Source organism: Streptomyces coelicoflavus (genome assembly GCF_003112555.1).
Lineage (GTDB): Bacteria > Actinomycetota > Actinomycetes > Streptomycetales > Streptomycetaceae > Streptomyces > Streptomyces coelicoflavus.
This window is the reverse complement of record NZ_BEWB01000004.1, coordinates 627,622-644,389: the sequence shown is the minus strand read 5'-3', so window position 1 is coordinate 644,389 and position 16,768 is coordinate 627,622. Positions and strand designations below refer to the sequence as shown.

The 16,768-nt window shown below is 74.2% G+C and carries 13 protein-coding genes; 6 read left to right on the top strand and 7 right to left on the bottom strand.

From position 1 onward, the window contains the following. The first annotated feature begins 104 nt into the window (after positions 1-104). The 3 genes from Sco07f_RS11170 (at position 105) to Sco07f_RS11160 (ending at position 2,996) form a co-directional block, all read left to right on the top strand. Positions 105-1,568: a catalase gene (locus Sco07f_RS11170; protein WP_007445514.1), complete on the top strand. Its 1,464-nt coding sequence runs from the start codon at positions 105-107 to the stop codon at positions 1,566-1,568. 467 nt (positions 1,569-2,035) lie between these two features. Beyond that, positions 2,036-2,278 carry a hypothetical protein gene (locus Sco07f_RS11165; RefSeq protein ID WP_108987737.1) on the top strand — a complete coding sequence of 81 codons (243 nt, stop codon included), beginning with the start codon at positions 2,036-2,038 and terminating at the stop codon, positions 2,276-2,278. A 67-nt stretch (positions 2,279-2,345) separates the two neighbouring features. After that, positions 2,346-2,996, top strand: coding sequence for a TIGR04222 domain-containing membrane protein (locus Sco07f_RS11160; protein ID WP_108987736.1), 651 nt, complete (start codon positions 2,346-2,348; stop codon positions 2,994-2,996). A 123-nt stretch (positions 2,997-3,119) separates the two neighbouring features. Here the strand turns inward: Sco07f_RS11160 and gcl are convergent, their stop codons facing one another. Next, the gene (gene gcl / locus Sco07f_RS11155) at positions 3,120-4,904 is read right to left on the bottom strand and encodes a glyoxylate carboligase (RefSeq protein WP_087789059.1); all 1,785 of its coding nucleotides are present in this window, start codon (positions 4,902-4,904) and stop codon (positions 3,120-3,122) included. Between the two features lie 147 nt (positions 4,905-5,051). Between gcl and Sco07f_RS11150 the strand changes: the two genes are divergently transcribed. Continuing rightward, on the top strand, positions 5,052-5,738 hold the full coding sequence (locus Sco07f_RS11150; protein ID WP_054099691.1) for a hypothetical protein: 687 nt from the start codon (positions 5,052-5,054) through the stop codon (positions 5,736-5,738). 25 nt (positions 5,739-5,763) lie between these two features. Here the strand turns inward: Sco07f_RS11150 and lbuL are convergent, their stop codons facing one another. Both lbuL and ibuL read right to left on the bottom strand, forming a co-directional pair. Next, positions 5,764-7,374, bottom strand: a complete 1,611-nt coding sequence (gene lbuL, locus Sco07f_RS11145; RefSeq protein ID WP_108987735.1) for a linear/branched/unsaturated fatty acid:CoA ligase LbuL — start codon at positions 7,372-7,374, stop codon at positions 5,764-5,766. Next, positions 7,371-9,050, bottom strand: coding sequence for an isobutyrate:CoA ligase IbuL (ibuL, locus tag Sco07f_RS11140; protein ID WP_054099693.1), 1,680 nt, complete (start codon positions 9,048-9,050; stop codon positions 7,371-7,373). Before ibuL ends, lbuL begins: the two co-directional genes overlap by 4 nt. A gap of 159 nt (positions 9,051-9,209) precedes the next feature. Here ibuL and Sco07f_RS11135 point away from each other — a divergent pair, with 159 nt between their 5' ends. Both Sco07f_RS11135 and Sco07f_RS11130 read left to right on the top strand, forming a co-directional pair. Continuing rightward, positions 9,210-10,058, top strand: a complete 849-nt coding sequence (locus Sco07f_RS11135) for a helix-turn-helix transcriptional regulator (RefSeq protein ID WP_108987734.1) — start codon at positions 9,210-9,212, stop codon at positions 10,056-10,058. A 261-nt stretch (positions 10,059-10,319) separates the two neighbouring features. Continuing rightward, complete coding sequence (locus tag Sco07f_RS11130) at positions 10,320-13,151, top strand: ATP-binding protein (protein WP_087789064.1); 2,832 nt, start codon at positions 10,320-10,322, stop codon at positions 13,149-13,151. Between the two features lie 462 nt (positions 13,152-13,613). Here Sco07f_RS11130 and Sco07f_RS11125 read toward each other — a convergent pair whose 3' ends face one another. The 4 genes from Sco07f_RS11125 to Sco07f_RS11110 all read right to left on the bottom strand — a co-directional run bounded on the left by Sco07f_RS11125 (position 13,614) and on the right by Sco07f_RS11110 (position 16,759). Further along, on the bottom strand, positions 13,614-14,720 hold the full coding sequence (locus Sco07f_RS11125; RefSeq protein ID WP_108987733.1) for a winged helix DNA-binding domain-containing protein: 1,107 nt from the start codon (positions 14,718-14,720) through the stop codon (positions 13,614-13,616). 88 nt (positions 14,721-14,808) lie between these two features. Further along, complete coding sequence (locus tag Sco07f_RS11120) at positions 14,809-15,393, bottom strand: Asp23/Gls24 family envelope stress response protein (protein WP_108987732.1); 585 nt, start codon at positions 15,391-15,393, stop codon at positions 14,809-14,811. Continuing rightward, entirely contained in the window at positions 15,390-16,577 is a 1,188-nt protein-coding gene (locus Sco07f_RS11115; RefSeq protein ID WP_108987731.1) for a DUF6286 domain-containing Asp23/Gls24 family envelope stress response protein, read from the bottom strand. The genes Sco07f_RS11120 and Sco07f_RS11115 overlap by 4 nt, the downstream gene beginning before the upstream one ends. Continuing rightward, on the bottom strand, positions 16,574-16,759 hold the full coding sequence (locus Sco07f_RS11110; protein ID WP_108987730.1) for a hypothetical protein: 186 nt from the start codon (positions 16,757-16,759) through the stop codon (positions 16,574-16,576). Before Sco07f_RS11110 ends, Sco07f_RS11115 begins: the two co-directional genes overlap by 4 nt. Positions 16,760-16,768 lie beyond the last annotated feature (9 nt).

Below are 16,768 nucleotides of genomic sequence, written 5' to 3'. Positions count from 1 at the left end.
TCCGCCCCAAATCTAGGCTCCACGAAGCGGAAACACCTTTCCACTCCAGGTCACCCCGCATGTTTCCGCTGATCCCTCGTCTGCAAGGCCACGGAAGGTCCACGATGTCGCAGCGCGTGCTCACCACCGAGTCCGGCGCCCCGGTCGCCGACAACCAGAACTCCGCTTCCGCCGGCATCGGCGGCCCCCTCCTGATCCAGGACCAGCACCTCATCGAGAAGCTCGCCCGCTTCAACCGCGAGCGCATCCCGGAGCGCGTGGTGCACGCCCGCGGCTCCGGCGCGTACGGCCACTTCGAGGTGACCGACGACGTCACCGGCTTCACGCACGCCGACTTCCTGAGCACGGTCGGCAGGCGCACCGAGGTCTTCCTGCGCTTCTCCACGGTGGCCGACTCGCTCGGCGGCGCGGACGCGGTCCGCGACCCGCGCGGCTTCGCGCTGAAGTTCTACACCGAGGAGGGCAACTACGACCTCGTCGGCAACAACACCCCGGTGTTCTTCATCAAGGACCCGATCAAGTTCCCGGACTTCATCCACTCGCAGAAGCGCGACCCGTTCACGGGCCGTCAGGAGCCGGACAACGTCTTCGACTTCTGGGCCCACTCCCCCGAGGCCACGCACCAGATCACCTGGCTGATGGGCGACCGCGGCATTCCGGCGTCGTACCGGCACATGGACGGCTTCGGCTCGCACACCTACCAGTGGACGAACGCCAAGGGCGAGTCCTTCTTCGTCAAGTACCACTTCAAGACGGACCAGGGCATCCGCTGCCTGACCGCCGACGAGGCCGCGAAGCTCGCGGGCGAGGACCCGACCTCGCACCAGACGGACCTGGTGCAGGCGATCGAGCGGGGCGTGTACCCGTCCTGGACGCTGCACGTGCAGCTGATGCCGGTGGCCGAGGCGGCGAACTACCGCTTCAACCCGTTCGACGTGACCAAGGTGTGGCCGCACGCCGACTACCCGCTCAAGCGGGTCGGCCGGCTGGTGCTCGACCGCAACCCGGACAACGTCTTCGCGGAGGTCGAGCAGGCCGCGTTCTCCCCGAACAACTTCGTCCCGGGCATCGGTCCCTCCCCCGACAAGATGCTCCAGGGCCGCCTGTTCGCCTACGCGGACGCGCACCGCTACCGCCTGGGCGTCAACCACACCCAGCTCGCGGTGAACGCCCCGAAGGCCGTGCCCGGCGGCGCCGCCAACTACGGCCGCGACGGCCTGATGGCGGCCAACCCGCAGGGCCGGTACGCCAAGAACTACGAGCCGAACTCCTACGACGGCCCGGCCGAGACCGGCACCCCGCTGGCCGCCCCGCTCCCCGTGTCCGGCCACACCGGCACGCACGAGGCGCCGCTGCACACCAAGGACGACCACTTCGTGCAGGCCGGTGCGCTGTACCGGCTGATGAGCGAGGACGAGAAGCAGCGCCTAGTGGCGAACATCGCCGGCGGCCTGTCCCAGGTCTCGCGCAACGACGTCGTGGAGAAGAACCTCGCGCACTTCCACGCGGCCGACCCCGAGTACGGCAAGCGCGTGGAGGAGGCGGTCCGCGCCCTGCGCGAGGACTGACCCACCGGCTCGCGCACGGAACCCGGCGGGGAGGCCGGGGCCGTGTGCGCGGCCCGCGCAGGCGGCCCGGATGAGGGGTGACCGCCAAGTGCCGGCGCGGGCAGGGCGAGGACCGCGGCGGCCAGCGAGCCAGTGCGGTGGTGAAGGGCACGGACGCTTCTCCTACGACCTGAGGGGAGGAGCGGTTCCGGCCCGTCGCACCGCCGCGGTCCCAGCCACCCGCCTCTCGTGCTCCAGAGGCGCCACACACTCCGTCCGGCGACGCGAACGACCTGTCGCGCCCAGCCTCGCGCCGCCGGACGGGTTCCACGTGAAGAAACCTTCGGCCAGAACCCTCACCGAGAACCCTCACCGGCCGAGAAGCGCCGGATGCGGACGGTCCCGCATCCGGCGCTTCTCGGCGTTTGCCGAGGTGCTCCTACGTGCTCCGGCGTGCGGATCGCCCGCCCGCGCAGCAGCCTGGAGGCATGGCTACGGCACACCCACCCGAGCACCCGCACATCGTCGTCCACTCCCCCGCCCTGGACGGCTCCCGGCGCGTCACCTCCGGGGACGAGCCCCTGGGCGTCGCCTCGCACGTCGACGACGTCGCCGAACTGCTGCGGCTGGCCGACCTCTACGTCACCGACGTCGAGGACAGCGACCTGGTCGAGTGGCAGGGCGGCGGCCCGGAGGACTGGCCGGGACTGCACGAGCACCCCGGTGGCTGAACGCGCGTAGGAGTTCCCCGCAGCGGGCACAACTCCGGCACGACACGAGGCGCACGGGGGTGGGGTCGTGGACGGTGTCACGGAGATCGGGTGGGAGCCGCACCAGATCGCGCTGCTGGGCGGCGGGCCGCCGGCGGCCGTCACGGTGGCCTTGGTCGCCCTGCACCTGCTGGGGGCCGTCGAGACCGGACCGCGCAGGACGCTGTGCGCGGCGGGACCCGAGCCGGAGGGCCTCGGGCCGTTCGAGGGGACGGTCCTGGACTGTCTGCACGAGCCGCTCACCGCTCGTGAGCTGGTCCGCCACCCGGACGTGCGCCTCGCCGTGGCCCTGACGCGCATCCCGCTCGCCGAGGACGGGTTGCTCGGCCATCCCTGGCTCAGGCCGACCCGCGGTGCCCGTCGGCGCGTGGAGTTCTGGCGGGAGCGGCACCCGCTGCCTGCGGTCAGGCACGGGCTGACGGACGAGGACACGCTGCTCGCGGTCGCCCTGCACGGCGATGCCGCCCTGCGCCTGCTGCTGCCGCGCTTCGCGTTGCGGACCGGGCTGACGGCCCCGGGCGCCGCGGCCGGCTCGGTGCGCTTCTCGCTGGGCCGGGGCAGGTTCCTGAGGTGGCGCGACGAGTACGAGGACTCGATCTCGGGCGACTGGGGCGGCACCGGCCACCACGGGGACCATGCGGGCGGCTGCGGCTCCGGGGGCGGTGGCGGCTCGGACTGAGCGTGGACCCAGGGGTCCCGCGCGCACAGGGGCCGCGTCCGTACAGGGACCGCACACACGTGAGAACGGCCCGTCCCCCCGAGGAGAGGGACGGGCCGTTCTCGGCACTCGGCGCCGGGTCCGTCAGACCTTCAGCGTCCTGACCGCGGTCGGCGCGTGCCCCGGCTCCGTGGCCACCTCCTCGAACTCCACCACGTTGGAGATGTCGTTCGTGCCCGACATGGAGATGTTGGTGACGCGCTCCAGGATCGCCTCGACGACGACCGGCACCCGGTGCTCGGCGGCCAGCTTCTTGGCCTGCTCCAGGGCCGCGCCCAGCTCGGCGGGGTCCGTCACCCGGATCGCCTTGCAGCCCAGGCCCTCGGCGACCTTGACGTGGTCGACGCCGTAGACGCCCAGCTCGGGCGAGTTGATGTTCTCGAACTCCAGGTTGACCTGGAAGTCGATGTCGAACGCCCGCTGCGCCTGGCGGATCAGGCCCAGGTAGGAGTTGTTGACCAGGACGTGCACGTACGGGATCTTGTGCTGCGCGCCGACGGCCAGCTCCTCCAGCATGAACTGGAAGTCGTAGTCGCCGGAGAGCGCCACGACCTGAGCGTCCGGGTCGGCCTTGGCGACGCCGAGGGCGGCCGGGACGGTCCAGCCGAGCGGTCCCGCCTGGCCGCAGTTGATCCAGTGCCGCGGGCGGTAGACGTGCAGCATCTGGGCGCCGGCGATCTGGGAGAGGCCGATGGTGGAGACGTACCGGGTCTCCGGGCCGAAGGCCTTGTTCATCTCCTCGTAGACGCGCTGCGGCTTGATCGGGATGTCGTCGAAGTGCGTGCGGCGCTGGAGGGTGGCCTTGCGCTCCTGCGCGGAGGCGGCCCAGGCGGAGCGGTCGGGCAGCTTCCCGGCCGCCTTCAGCTCGCGCGCGACCTCGACGAACAGCTCCAGGGCGGCCTTGGCGTCGGAGGCGATGCCGTAGTCCGGGGCGAAGATCTTGCCGATCTGGGTCGGCTCGACGTCGACGTGGACGAACTTCCGGCCGGCCGTGTAGACGTCCAGCTTGCCGGTGTGGCGGTTGGCCCAGCGGTTGCCGATGCCGAGGACGAAGTCGGACTCCAGGAAGGTCGCGTTGCCGTAGCGGTGCGAGGTCTGGAGGCCGACCATGCCGGCGTTCAGGTCGTGGTCGTCGGGCAGGATGCCCCAGCCCATCAGGGTCGGCACGACCGGGGTGCCGGTCAGCTCGGCGAACTCCACCAGCAGGTCGGCGGCGTCGGCGTTGATGACCCCGCCGCCGGCCACGAGCAGCGGGCGCTCGGCGGCGTTGAGCAGGCCGATCGCCTTCTCGATCTGGGCGCGGGTGGCGACGGGCCGGTAGACGGGGAGCGGCTCGTAGGTCTCCGGGTCGAACTCGATCTCGGTCGTCTGGACGTCGATCGGCAGGTCGATCAGGACCGGGCCGGGACGGCCGGAGCGCATCAGGTGGAACGCCTGCTGGAAGACCCCGGGGACCTGCGCGGCCTCCAGGACGGTGACCGCCATCTTCGTCACCGGCTTGGCGATCGAGGCGATGTCGACGGCCTGGAAGTCCTCCTTGTGGATCACCGCGGTCGGCGCCTGGCCGGTGATGCACAGGATCGGGATCGAGTCGCCGATCGCCGAGTACAGGCCGGTGATCATGTCGGTGCCGGCCGGGCCCGAGGTGCCGATGCAGACGCCGATGTTGCCGGGGTGGGTGCGGGTGTAGCCCTCCGCCATGTGCGAGGCACCCTCGACGTGGCGGGCGAGGGTGTGCTGGACACCGCCGGACGCCTTGAGCGCCGCGTAGAAGGGGTTGATCGCCGCGCCCGGCACACCGAACGCGTCGGTGACGCCCTCGCGCTTGAGAATCTCAACTGCCGCTCGGGCAGCGGTCATACGAGCCATCGAGTACTCCTGCTCCGGCTGTCGGATTCACACTCCCGTCGCGCCCCGCGGTGAGCTTCTTCCGTAGCAACTTCCGTATAGCGAAATTTGTTTTCTACGATCTGGAAGTAATGTAAGTGGGCAGCCGGAGGCCGTCAAGAGAGGACGATGGGGGTCATGTCCGAGACCATCTCGGTGTGCTGCACCGCCTGCGGGCGCCGGCACCGCTACACGGCACCGTCCTATCCCTGTGCCTGCGGGGCGCCCGTCGCCCCCGAGTTGGACCCGCGCGGGGCGGTGACCGCGGTCACCCACCGGTCGTGGGACGAGGAGTGGGTCGGGGTGCGCTGTGCGGCCTGCGGGGCGGAGAGCCGGTGGCCGCGGCCGGAGCTGGGCTGCCCCTGCGGGACGGTGCTGTGCGTACCGGTGGACCCGGCGGCGACGGGCCGGTCCGGGCGCACCCCCGGGTCACGGGTCCCGGCGCACCGGGCGGTGCCGATCCGCACCGCCCGCGACGCGGTCACCGCGGCCGTCCTGTACCTGCGCGGCCTCGGCCACCGGGACGTGCGCCGCGCCGACCAGCGGCCCCTGTCCGGCATCGGGCTGGCCGCGCCCGGCATCGTCGTCCAGGTGGATCCGACGGTGGGCCCGGCCTCGGTGCGGGACGTGGAGTGCCTGTGGCTGACGGCGATGGCGGAGTCGGCGCGGGGCGTCTACTTCTCGCTGGCCGGGTACGCCGAGGACGCCCGCGCCCGCGCGGACCTCCTGGACCTGCCGCTCTTCGTGCTGGACCCGTCGGGGGTACCGCGCCCGGTCAACGCGCCGGCCGTGACGCTGGACGCCACGGCCGGCTGAGTCGTCGAGGGATCACGTCACGGCGCTACGGGCGGGCGTAGCGCTCCCGCAACTCCACCTTGCGCACCTTGCCCGAGACGGTCATCGGGAAGGAGTCGACGAGCTGGAGGCGGCTGGGCACCTTGTAGTGGGCCAACTGCCCGTCGCAGTAGGCGCGCAGCTCCTCCAGGGTGAGCGGGTCGGCGGCGTCGCGCGGGACGACGCAGGCCAGCACCTCCTCGCCGTAGCGCTCGTGCGGTACGCCGACCACCTGGACGTCCGCGATCTTCGGGTGGGCGTACAGGAACTCCTCCACCTCGCGCGGGTAGATGTTCTCGCCGCCCCGGATGATCATGTCCTTGATCCGGCCGACGATCTCCACGTATCCGTCCTCGCGCATCACGGCGAGGTCCCCGGTGTGCATCCAGCGGCCCGGGTCGATGGCCTCGGCGGTCTTCCCGGGCTCCTCCCAGTAGCCGAGCATCACGCTGTAGCCGCGGGTGCGCAGTTCGCCCGCCGCGCCGCGGGGCACCGTCACGCCGGTGACCGGGTCGACGACCTTGACCTCGATGTGGGGAAGGACGCGGCCGACGGTGCCGGTGCGGTGTTCGAGGTCGTCGTCCATGCGGGTCTGCAGGGAGACCGGGGAGGTCTCGGTCATGCCGTAGCAGATGGAGACCTGCTCCATGTGCATCTCGGCGACCACCCGCTTCATCACCTCCACCGGGCACGGGGAGCCCGCCATGATGCCGGTGCGCAGGGAGGTGAGGTCGTAGGAGGCGAAGTCCGGCAGGTTCAGCTCGGCGATGAACATCGTCGGGACGCCGTACAGGGACGTGCACCGCTCCCGCTGCACCGCCTCCAGCGTGGCCGCCGGGTCGAAGGACGGGGCGGGGATGACGATGCACGCGCCGTGGGTGGTGACGCCCAGGTTCCCCATGACCATGCCGAAGCAGTGGTAGAAGGGCACCGGCAGGCACACCCGGTCCTGCTCCGTGTAGCCGACCGTGCGGCCCACCCAGTAGCCGTTGTTGAGGATGTTGTGGTGGGAGAGAGTGGCCCCCTTGGGGAAGCCGGTGGTGCCGGAGGTGTACTGGATGTTGACCGGGTCGTCGCAGCTCAGCTCGGCGGCGAGGGCGTCGGCCCGCTCCCGCGGCACCGAGGCGGCGGCCGCGGTGAGCGCGTCCCAGGACGGGTCGCCGATGTAGACGGTCTCGCGCAGCGCGGGGCACCGGCCGCGGACCTGCTCCACGATCGCCCGGTAGTCGCTGCTCTTGTGGGCGAGGGAGGCGACCAGCAGGGTGATGCCGGACTGCTTGAGGACGTACTCCAGCTCGTGCGCCCGGTAGGCCGGGTTGACGTTGACCATGATGACGCCGATGCGGGCGGTGGCGTACTGGACGAGGACCCACTCGGGGCAGTTGACCGCCCAGATGCCGACCCGGTCGCCCTTGGTGACGCCCTTCGCCAGCAGCCCGCGCGCCACCTCGTCGACGGCGGCGCCGAACTCGGCGTAGGTCCAGCGCCGTCCGGACGGGACGTCGACGAGGGCCTCTCGGTCGGGGTGGGCGGCGATCGCGCGGTCGAGGTTGGCGCCGATGGTGTCCCCGAGCAGCGGGGTGGTGCCGGTGCCGTGGGCGTAGGAGAGTTCGGTCACCGGAAGTCCTCCTCGCGGTACTCGTTCGCGGAGCCCGCCGCGGTGGCCTCGCGCAGTTCGATGCGGCGGATCTTGCCGGAGACGGTCTTGGGCAGTTCGCCGAACTCCAGGCGGCGCACCCGCTTGTAGGGGGCGAGGGTGTCGCGGGAGTGCTCGAAGAGCACCTTCGCGGTGTCCGGGCCTGGCTCCCATCCGGCCGCGAGCACGATGTACGCCTTCGGCACGGCGAGCCGCAGCTCGTCCGGGGCGGGCACGACCGCGGCCTCGGCGACCGCCTCGTGCTCCAGCAGGGCGCTCTCCAGCTCGAAAGGGCTGATCTTGTAGTCGGAGGCCTTGAACACGTCGTCGGCCCGGCCGACGTAGGTGAGGTAGCCGTCCTCGTCGCGCGCGCCGATGTCGCCGGTGCGGTAGTAGCCGCCGGCCATCGCCTCGGCGGTGCGGTCGGGGTCGCCGTGGTAGCCGGTCATCAGGCCGACGGGGCGCGCGGACAGGTCCAGGGCGATCTCGCCCTCGTCGGCGCCGGGCGCGCCGGTGACCGGGTCGAGGAGTTCGACGCGGTAGCCGGGGCTGGGGCGGCCCATCGAGCCGGTCTTCAGCACCTGGCCGGGGCTGTTGGAGACCTGGACGGCGGTCTCGGTCTGCCCGAAGCCGTCCCGGATGGTGCGTCCCCACAGGCGGCGGACCTGCTCGATCACCTCGGGGTTGAGCGGCTCACCCGCGGCGACGACCTCGCGCGGCGGGGTGGCGAGGCGGGTGAGGTCGGCCTGGATGAGCATGCGCCACACGGTCGGCGGGGCGCAGAAGGTGGTCACCCCGGCCCGGTCCATCTCGGTCATCAGCCGGGTCGCGTCGAAGCGGGTGTAGTTGTACAGGAAGACGGTCGCCTCGGCGTTCCACGGTGCGAACAGGTTCGACCAGGCGTGCTTGGCCCAGCCGGGCGAGGAGATGTTGAGGTGCACGTCGCCGGGCTTGAGCCCGATCCAGTACATGGTCGCCAGGTGCCCGACGGGATACGACACGTGGGTGTGCTCGACGAGCTTGGGGCGGGCGGTGGTGCCGGAGGTGAAGTACAGCATGATCGGGTCGTCGGCGGCGGTCGGGCCGTCCGGGGTGAAGGCGTCGGAGGCCGTGTACACGTCCTCGTAGGCCCGCCAGCCGGGCGCCGTCGTCGCGCTGCCGCCGACGGCGACGCGGGTGTAGTCGCCGGGCACGTCGTCGAACTTGCCGGTGTCCTCGGCGCGCACGATCACGTGCTTGACCCGGCCGCGGTCGACGCGGTCGCGCAGGTCGGCGGGGCCGAGCAGGGTGGTGGCCGGGATGACGACCGCGCGCAGCTTCATCGCGGCCAGCGCGGTCTCCCACAGCTCCACCTGGTTGCCGAGCATCACCAGGATGCGGTCCTCGGGGCCGACGCCCCACTCGCGCAGGCGGTTCGCGACGCGGTGGGAGCGGGCGGACATCTCGGCGAAGGAGACCCGGACCTCGCGCCCGTCCTCCTCGACGATGTGCAGCGCGGGACGGTCGTTGCCGTCGGCGATGACGTCGAACCAGTCCAGCGCCCAGTTGAAGTGCTCGGGGCGGGGCCAGCGGAACCCCTCGTAGGCGGCGGTGTAGTCCTCGCGGTGTTCCAGCAGGTAGTCCCGTGCGCTGCGGAACTGCTCCGTGGCCGTCGTCATCTGTCCTCCTCGGTGCCGGACCTTGCCGGGCGGCTCTGTGCCATCGTCTAATCCGTGATGTGGGTCTCACTACCCCCGAACGGGGGTGTGCGTCCCGGGACGGCGACCCTGGACGGGGCGTGTGCGTCCCGGGACGTGGTCGCGAGGGAGGACGGACGAGTGGCGGTGGACGCGGCTCAGGCGGCTCAGATCCGCAGCGCGCTGGTGCGGCTGCGGCGCACGACCGGGCTGCCCGTCGCCTTCGGCGGGCTGGTCGAGTCCGGGCAGCGCCAGGTGCGCATCAGCGAGCTGAGCGGCACGGCCACGGCGGCGCTCAGCGCGCTGGCGGTGACGGCGGGCAACGGGCTGGGCGGCCGGGCGGTGGCGCTGTCGCGGCCGTGCGCGGTGACGGACTACTCCGTCTCCCGGCAGATCAGCCACGAGTACGACCTGCCCGTCGCCGCCGAGGGCCTGCGCTCGGTCCTCGCGGTGCCGGTGGTCGTACGGCGCCGGGTGCGCGGCGTGCTGTACGGCGCCCTGCGCACGGCCCAGCCGCTGGGGGACCGCACGCTCGGCGCGGCGGTGGCGGCGGCGCGGGACGCGGAGCAGGCGCTGGTGCTGCGCGACGAGGCGGACGAGCTGCTGGCGGCGGCCTCGCCCCCGCCGGCGCGGACGGCCGGGCCCGGGCCGGCGGACGGCGCGGCCTGGGAGCAGGTGCGGGAGGCGCACGCGGCGCTGCGGGCGCTGGCGCCGAGGATCACGGACCCGGCGCTGCGGGACGAGCTGCTGGACGCGTGCGGGCTGCTGGCGGCGGGGAGCGGGCCCGTCCCGGGGCCCCGGCTGGCGCCGCGCGAGGTGGACGTGCTGGCCTGCGTGGCGGCGGGCGCGACGAACGGGGCGGCGGCGGAGCGGCTCGGGGTGGGACCCGAGACCGTCAAGAGCTATCTGCGCTCGGCGATGCGCAAGCTGGGCGCCCGCACCCGCACGGAGGCCGTCGCGGCCGCCCGCCGGACGGGGTGGCTGCCGTAGGACGCCGGCTGCCGCAGGGCGGTGGTCGCCGTGGGACGGTGGCTGCCGCAGGACGGTGGCCGCCGTGGGACGGGATGTCCGGCGCTGCGCGCGGGCCCGGACGGGAGCCCCGTGCGTCCGGGCCGGCCGGGGATTTCCCGCGGTGATTGCTTTCGACGCTTTGGGATTTTGTTATTCGGCTCACCTGGCCGACCCCCCGTAATGCAATGCCGCGTTGCCTAATATTGGCCCGGACACGACACACGGAGGGGAGCGGTCACCGTGCCACGGGACTTCGCGGAGGCTGCCGGTTGCCGCTCCGACCTGGTCATCGGGCGGGAGGACTCGTTCGAGGCGGCGCGTGAGCAACTCACCCGGGGCGGCAGTGTGTTGCTGCACGGTCCCGCCGGAATTGGAAAGTCGACGGTGCTGCGCACCCTGGCCGCCGAATATGCCCGTACGGCCCGCACCGTGTTGCGCTGTTCGGCCACCGAGTCCGAATCCCATCTCCCGTTCCTGGCCCTCGCCGACCTCCTCGGCCCGGTCCTCGACGAGGTGTCCCCCGTCCTGCCCGCCGCCCAGCGCACCGCACTGGAGTCGGCGCTCACCGGCCGCGGCGAGTCCACCCTCCAGCGCGACGGTCTCGCGCTGCGCCTGGCCGTCCTGTCCGCGCTGCGCGCCCTCGCCGTCGCGGGGCCCGCGCTCGTCGTCGCCGACGACCTCCAGTGGCTGGATCCCGCCAGCGCGGAACTGCTCGGCTTCGCCGCCCGCCGACTGGGCGACACCCCGGTTCGGCTGCTGTGCGCGGTGCGCACCGAGGGACCCGAGACGCAGGACGCGGAGTACGACCGCCATCTGCGCGCCTCCCCGCCGGACACCCGCGCGGTGCGCCTGGGGCCGCTGACCCGCGCCCAGGTGTCGGCGCTCCTGGACGAACGCGGCTACGCGGGCCTGCACCGTGCCACGGTCCGCGACATCCACCGCACCAGCGGCGGCAATCCGCTGTTCGCCCTGGAGTTGGGCCGGGCCCTGGCCGAGAGCCCGGCCGCCCCGCGCCCGGGCGAGCCGCTGCCGGTGCCGACCTCGCTGCGCGCCCTGGTCCTGTCCCGCCTGGAGATGCTGTCGGACGAGGCGCGCCGCACCCTCCTGGTGGCCAGCGCCGGCGCCCGCCCCACCCCGGCCCTGCTGCACGCGGCCGGCCGGGACGACGCCGAGGCGGAGACCGCGCAGGCGGCGGCGCTGGGACTGCTGGCACCCGACCCGGAGGGTCCGACCGTACGGTTCGCGCATCCGCTGATCTCGGCCGCGCTGTACGCCGAGGCCCCGGCGCCGGAACGGCGGGCCGCGCACGCGGCGTTGTCCACGGCAGCCTCCGACCCCATCGAACGTGCCCGGCACCTGGCGCTGGCCACCACCGGCACCGACCCGCGGGTGGCGGCCCGGCTGGCGGAGGCCGCGGCGCTGGCCCGGGACCGCGGGGCGCCGTCGGTGGCCGCCTCGCTGGGGCTGCTCGCCGCCCGCCACACCCCGGCGGACGGCGCCCCCGGCCCGGACGGGCGCCGGCTCACGGCGGCCGAGGACGCCATCACCGCGGGTGAGCCGGACCTCGCCCGGGACATCGCCCGCGAGGTGCTCACCCGGGCCACCGCGCCCGGTGAGCGGGTACGGGCGTGGATGGTGGTGATCGAGGCGGCCGGGCAGGCCATCGGCGAGGTCGACGCCGTCTTCCCGCAGGCGCTGGCCGACGCGGGCGACGACCCGAGGCTGCTCGCCCTGGTCCACTACCAGTTGGCCTGGCGCTCCCTGGTGGTGCAGGGCGACTTCGCCCAGGGCCGGGAGGACGCCGCGCACGCGGCCCGGCTGGCGGCGCGGGGCGGGGACCGGCGCACCGAGCTGCTGGCGCTCGCCTTCCAGGCGCAGTCGGAGACCCTGATGGGCCACCCGGACGCCGCGGCGACCATCCAGCGGGCGCTCGAGGAACCGCAGGACCCGCGGGTGGCGTGCCATCACAACGGTGCGGGCTCCTCCCGGTTCCGGTGGCTGGTGATCAACGACCGGCTGGCCGAGGCGCGGACCGCCGTCACCGCGCTGCTGCGCGAGGTGCGCCGGCGCGGCATGGCCGAGAGCGAGGTCCACTACCTGCGCTTCCTCTCGGAGACCGAACTGCATTCGGGCCACTGCGGCCGGGCCCTCGAACTCTCCCGGGAGAGCCTGACCCTGGCGCGCGACGCGGGCATCGGGGAGGGCGCCGGCGTGATGCAGGCCGCGCTCGCCGAGGCCGCGGGCGGCGACCCGGACCGGGCGCTGGAGCTGGCGCGGGAGGCGGTGCGGCGCACCGAGGAGGACGGCGACGCCGTGTACCTGTCGCGGGCGATGGCCGCACTCGGCCACGCGCAACTGGTGGCGGGCGACGCGGCGGCGGCCGTACGGACCCTGCGCCGGGTGCGGGAGCTGGAGGCGGGGGCGGGCATCACCGACCCGGCGCGCGGCCGCTGGCAGGGGGACCTGGCGGAGGCGCTGGTGCGCACCGGGGAGCCGGCCGAGGCGATGGACGTCATCGAAGTCACCCGGTCGCACGCGCTGCGGCTGGGGCGCGGGAGCGTGCTCGCCGTCCTGGACCGGTCCGAGGCGCTGGTGCGGGCGGCGCGGGGCGAGCACCGGGCGGCCGTCGCCCGGCTGACGTCGGCGCGGGAACGGCTGGCCGGCCTCGGGTTCGGCCTGGAGGAGGCACGGGCGGTGTTCGCCCTGGCCGAGCTGCACGCCGAACGGCCGGGGCGGACCCCGGAGCCGGCGTCGTACGACGAGGCGGCGCGGCTGTTCCGGCGGTGCCGGGCGCTGCCCTGGCTGCGCCGGGTGGAGGCGGCCGTCGCGGCGCGGGCGGCCGGACCGGCCCCGGTGCCGTCCGCCGAGCCGGACGGGCTGGCGGGGCTCGCCTCGATGGAACGCCAGGTGGCCGCGCTCGTCATGGAGGGCGCGACCAACCGGGAGATCGCCGCGCGGCTGTTCGTCAGCGTCAAGACCGTCGAGGCGACGTTGACCAGGGTCTACCGCAAACTCGGGATCCGTTCCCGGGTCGACATCGTCCGACTGGCGGCCGGCCGGCGCCCCGACTGAACACGGTCGGGTTTACCGGCGGTGCACCGAGGGTTTTCCCTGCCCGCCGCCCTTAGGGGGTTCCCTCATTGGGTGGTCCGGACCGCCGGTTCTAGCGTGAACACGTGCCGCCAGCCCGGGCATACGGGGGTCTGTCCCGAGACCCCCGTCCCAACCCCCCACACCGGGCGCCCCCCACCGGCGACCACTTGAGGAGACTCATGTCCGGGCCCACCCGTTCCAGACCGGTCGCCGCCACGGCCGTCGCCGGCGGCATGAACCCCTGCCAGGGTGAGTGCGGCGGACCCCTGCTTCCCGGGGGCGCCCTGGCAGGTTCACCGATCTCCTGAGTATCCCTCAGGTGCAAGACCGGGGGGCGCTGCGGGCCTCCACGAGCGGCCCGCAACGCCCCCTCTCCATCTCTGCCCCGCGTCGGTCCCGGTTCTCCGTCCCGGTCCCGGTCTCGTTCTCCGTCTCGGTGTGTCAGTCGCGTACGGTCCCGAAGCGGACGTCGTACGCGGCCCCGGCGTGCATCGTCGCGAGCGTCCGCCCGCCCTCGGCCACGATCTCGTCCCGCTGCTTCTTCGCGAGCCGGCCGAAGGGCTCGACGACGAGGGCGCCCTCCTCGAGCTTCCACACTCCGGCCACGAAGCCGTCGACGAGGAGGACGCGGTAGGCCTGGTTCTTCCGCCAGGTGCGGCCCTTGTGTTCGGGCGGGACGAGGCGGGTGCGGTCGGCGTGGGAGAGGAGCAGGTTGTCGAACTCGGGCAGGAAGCGCGGCGGGGCCGGGGTGTCGGGATCGGGGCGCGGCGCGTCGGGGAGGTCGAAGAGTTCGGTGCCGTTCGGGTCCCGGAAGACGACGAGGCGGGGGCGGAGCCGTTCGAAGGCGTCCCGGAGCCGGGTCAGGCCCGCCCAGGTCTGCATGTCCTTCACGGACGCGGGCCCGAACGCGGCGAGGTAGCGCAGCACGGTGTCGTCCGGTGCCGGCGCCGGACGTGCGGGCCGTCCGAGCCAGTGCTCGGCGGTGGTGAGCGTGACCTGGCCGCTCCTGCCCCACAGTCCGCGGGGCGTCACCTGGACGAGCGGGAGCCGGCAGCGGGCGGCGACCGACAGGGACTGCGGGTCGGCGTCGGGCCACTCGGCGAGGAGTGCCTCGCGCAACTGCCCCATGGTGCGCGGCTCGGCCTCGACCAGTTCACGGGCGAGGACCGCGAGCCGGTCCAGGTCGACGCCGGTCAGCCCGTTGCGGAAGGCGTGCAACTCCCGTTCCCTGGCGGCCTGGACCAGGGGCCGCAGGGTGAGGCAGTCGTCGGCGGTGTGGGTGTGGATGGTCGAGCGCATGGTGACGAGCCGGGCGACGCGGCGGTCGGCCATCGGCGCGGACAGGTCCTCGGGTGTGAAGCCGTCGAGGCGGGCGGCGAGCGCGTAGTACGGGGGCTTCACGTTCTGCGCCTGTAGTCCGAGCAGGTGCGCGACGGCGGCCTCGGCGGTCGTCGCGGCGCGGCGCAGGAGCAACTGCCGGGCGAGGGTGGCGCGGTTGAGGGCCCGGATGCCGAGGACGGGGGCGGTCGTCGCTGCCTTGGTCGTCATGCGGGGCACGTTAGCGGGGAATGCGGACAGATGCTGTCCGCCATGGTGTCCGTGATGCCGCCCGTGATGCCGCCCGTGGTGCCGCCCGTCAGCGTGCCCGTCGCTCGCGGGCGGTCCGTACGCTCATGCGGACCCGGACCGCCAGCGGGTGCGGAGCCAGGGAGGCACGGGCCTCGTCGAGGGCGCCGTGGGTGAGCCGGCGCAGGACGGGGCCCGGCTCGGCTCCGGGTTCGAGCAGCACCCGTACCTGGGCTCGGGAGCGCTTCTTCCCTGCGGGCAGGCTCACGTGGGCGCGGCGGACGCCGTCGGCCGCCTCCGCGCGCCGCGCCACGACGTCGGCCAGCGCGCGGGAACGCAGGGTGAGGGGCGGCCCGGCCAGCGGCAGCCGGCGCCCGCCGCCGCGGCGGAACTGGGCGAGGAACCAGGCGAGGCACAGCAGCAGGGCGCACGCCGTGCCCGCGACGACGACCGGCGTCCACCAGCCGTGCCCGCGCAGGCCGGCGAGGCCGGCGCGGTCGAGCAGCACCGTCCCCGTGTCCGGGGCGGGCCACCATCCGGGCAGCCGCCGGGCGAGCGCGTCCGGGGTGAGCGCCAGCCAGGCGCCGCCGGCCAGCAGGGCCGCCCCGGTCAGCGCGAGCAGCGTGCGGTTGACCGCGTTGCGCAACGGGTTCACGATTCCCTCTCCTTCGCCGTGTCCCACCCGGCCGGCCGGCCCTCACCGGCACCCTCAACGGCACCGGCACCGCGCCCACCGTCACCGTCCGCCGCGGTCGGCTCCGGCCCCGCCACCCCGGCCGTGGACGGCCCCCCGCCCGCGGGCTCCGCGCCGGGTGGGCGCCAGTGCGGGTCGGGGCGGAGGGTGATGCGGGGCGTCAGGCGTCGGGGCAGGCCCAGGGTGGTGAGGGTGGCCTCGGTCGTGGTGCGCAGGGCGGTGCGGGTCGTTAGGCGGTCGCCGAAGGCCAGGCGGGCCCGTACGCGCACGCGGCGTCGGCCGCAGCGCACGCGGACGTGGGCCACGCCGGGGACGGCCGACACGGCGTCCCGCACGAGTTCCGCCGCGGCGGCGCGGTCCAGGACCGCCCGTTGAGCGTGCCGGCCGGGTACCGGCGCCATGGGGAGGACGCCGCGCAGGCCCGGGGTGAGGGCGAGGCAGAGCAGCCAGGCGCCCAGAACGGCGGCGACGGCGCCGCCCGCGACGACGGCGGTGTCACCGGGGCCGTGCGTCGCCAGCCAGTCGACCGCCCCCGCGCGCGGGCCCGCCGGACGCCGGCCGGCCAGGTGCACCGACAGGACGTCGTACAGGAGGAACGCGCACGCTGCCGCCGCCGCCAGGGCCACGAGTGCGGCCGGGGTCCGGCGGGCCGACCAGGGGCGCCGGGCCGTCCGGCGGCCTGCCGGGGCGTCCTCGTGGGCCGGGGGCGGCTGCGGGGCCGCCCGGTCCGGGGACAGGGAGTGGACGCGGACGGTCGCCGCCCGCACCGTGAGGCCGCTCAGTTCTGCCACCCGGTCCGCCATCCGGCCCCGGACCCGTTCCCCGGCCTCCCCGAGCACCGCCGGGTACGGGAGCCGCACGTCGACCGAGACGTCGGCGCGGCGTCCGTGCACCGTGGCCGTGCCGTGGGTGACCCGGGCGCGCCGCCCGGCGAGGTCGGTCTCGGTGGCGGCCCGCTCCGCGATCCGGCGCACGGCACGGTCGGCGACGACGGTCCGGCCGCGCTCGGCCGGTGCCGTACGGGCGGGTCCGCGGACACCCGCCGCCGTGCGGGCCGCTCCCCCGGCGGCCGCTGCCGTCCGGACGGGCCCCGCGGAACCCGACACCGTGCGGGTGGGTTCCCCGGCGTCCGGCGTGCCCGTCATCGGGGCCTCCGGTCGCCGGCGGCCAGGAACTCGCGCCAGTCCGTGCCGTTGTCCACCAGGCGCCCCAGCACCCCGCCGACCGCGCCCAGCGCGGCCACCAGCAGGAACGCGCCGAAGCCGCCGAACCAGCCGGCGAAGGCCAGCGCCATGCCCACCAGCATGCCGATCACCGCTCTGCTCATCACTCACCT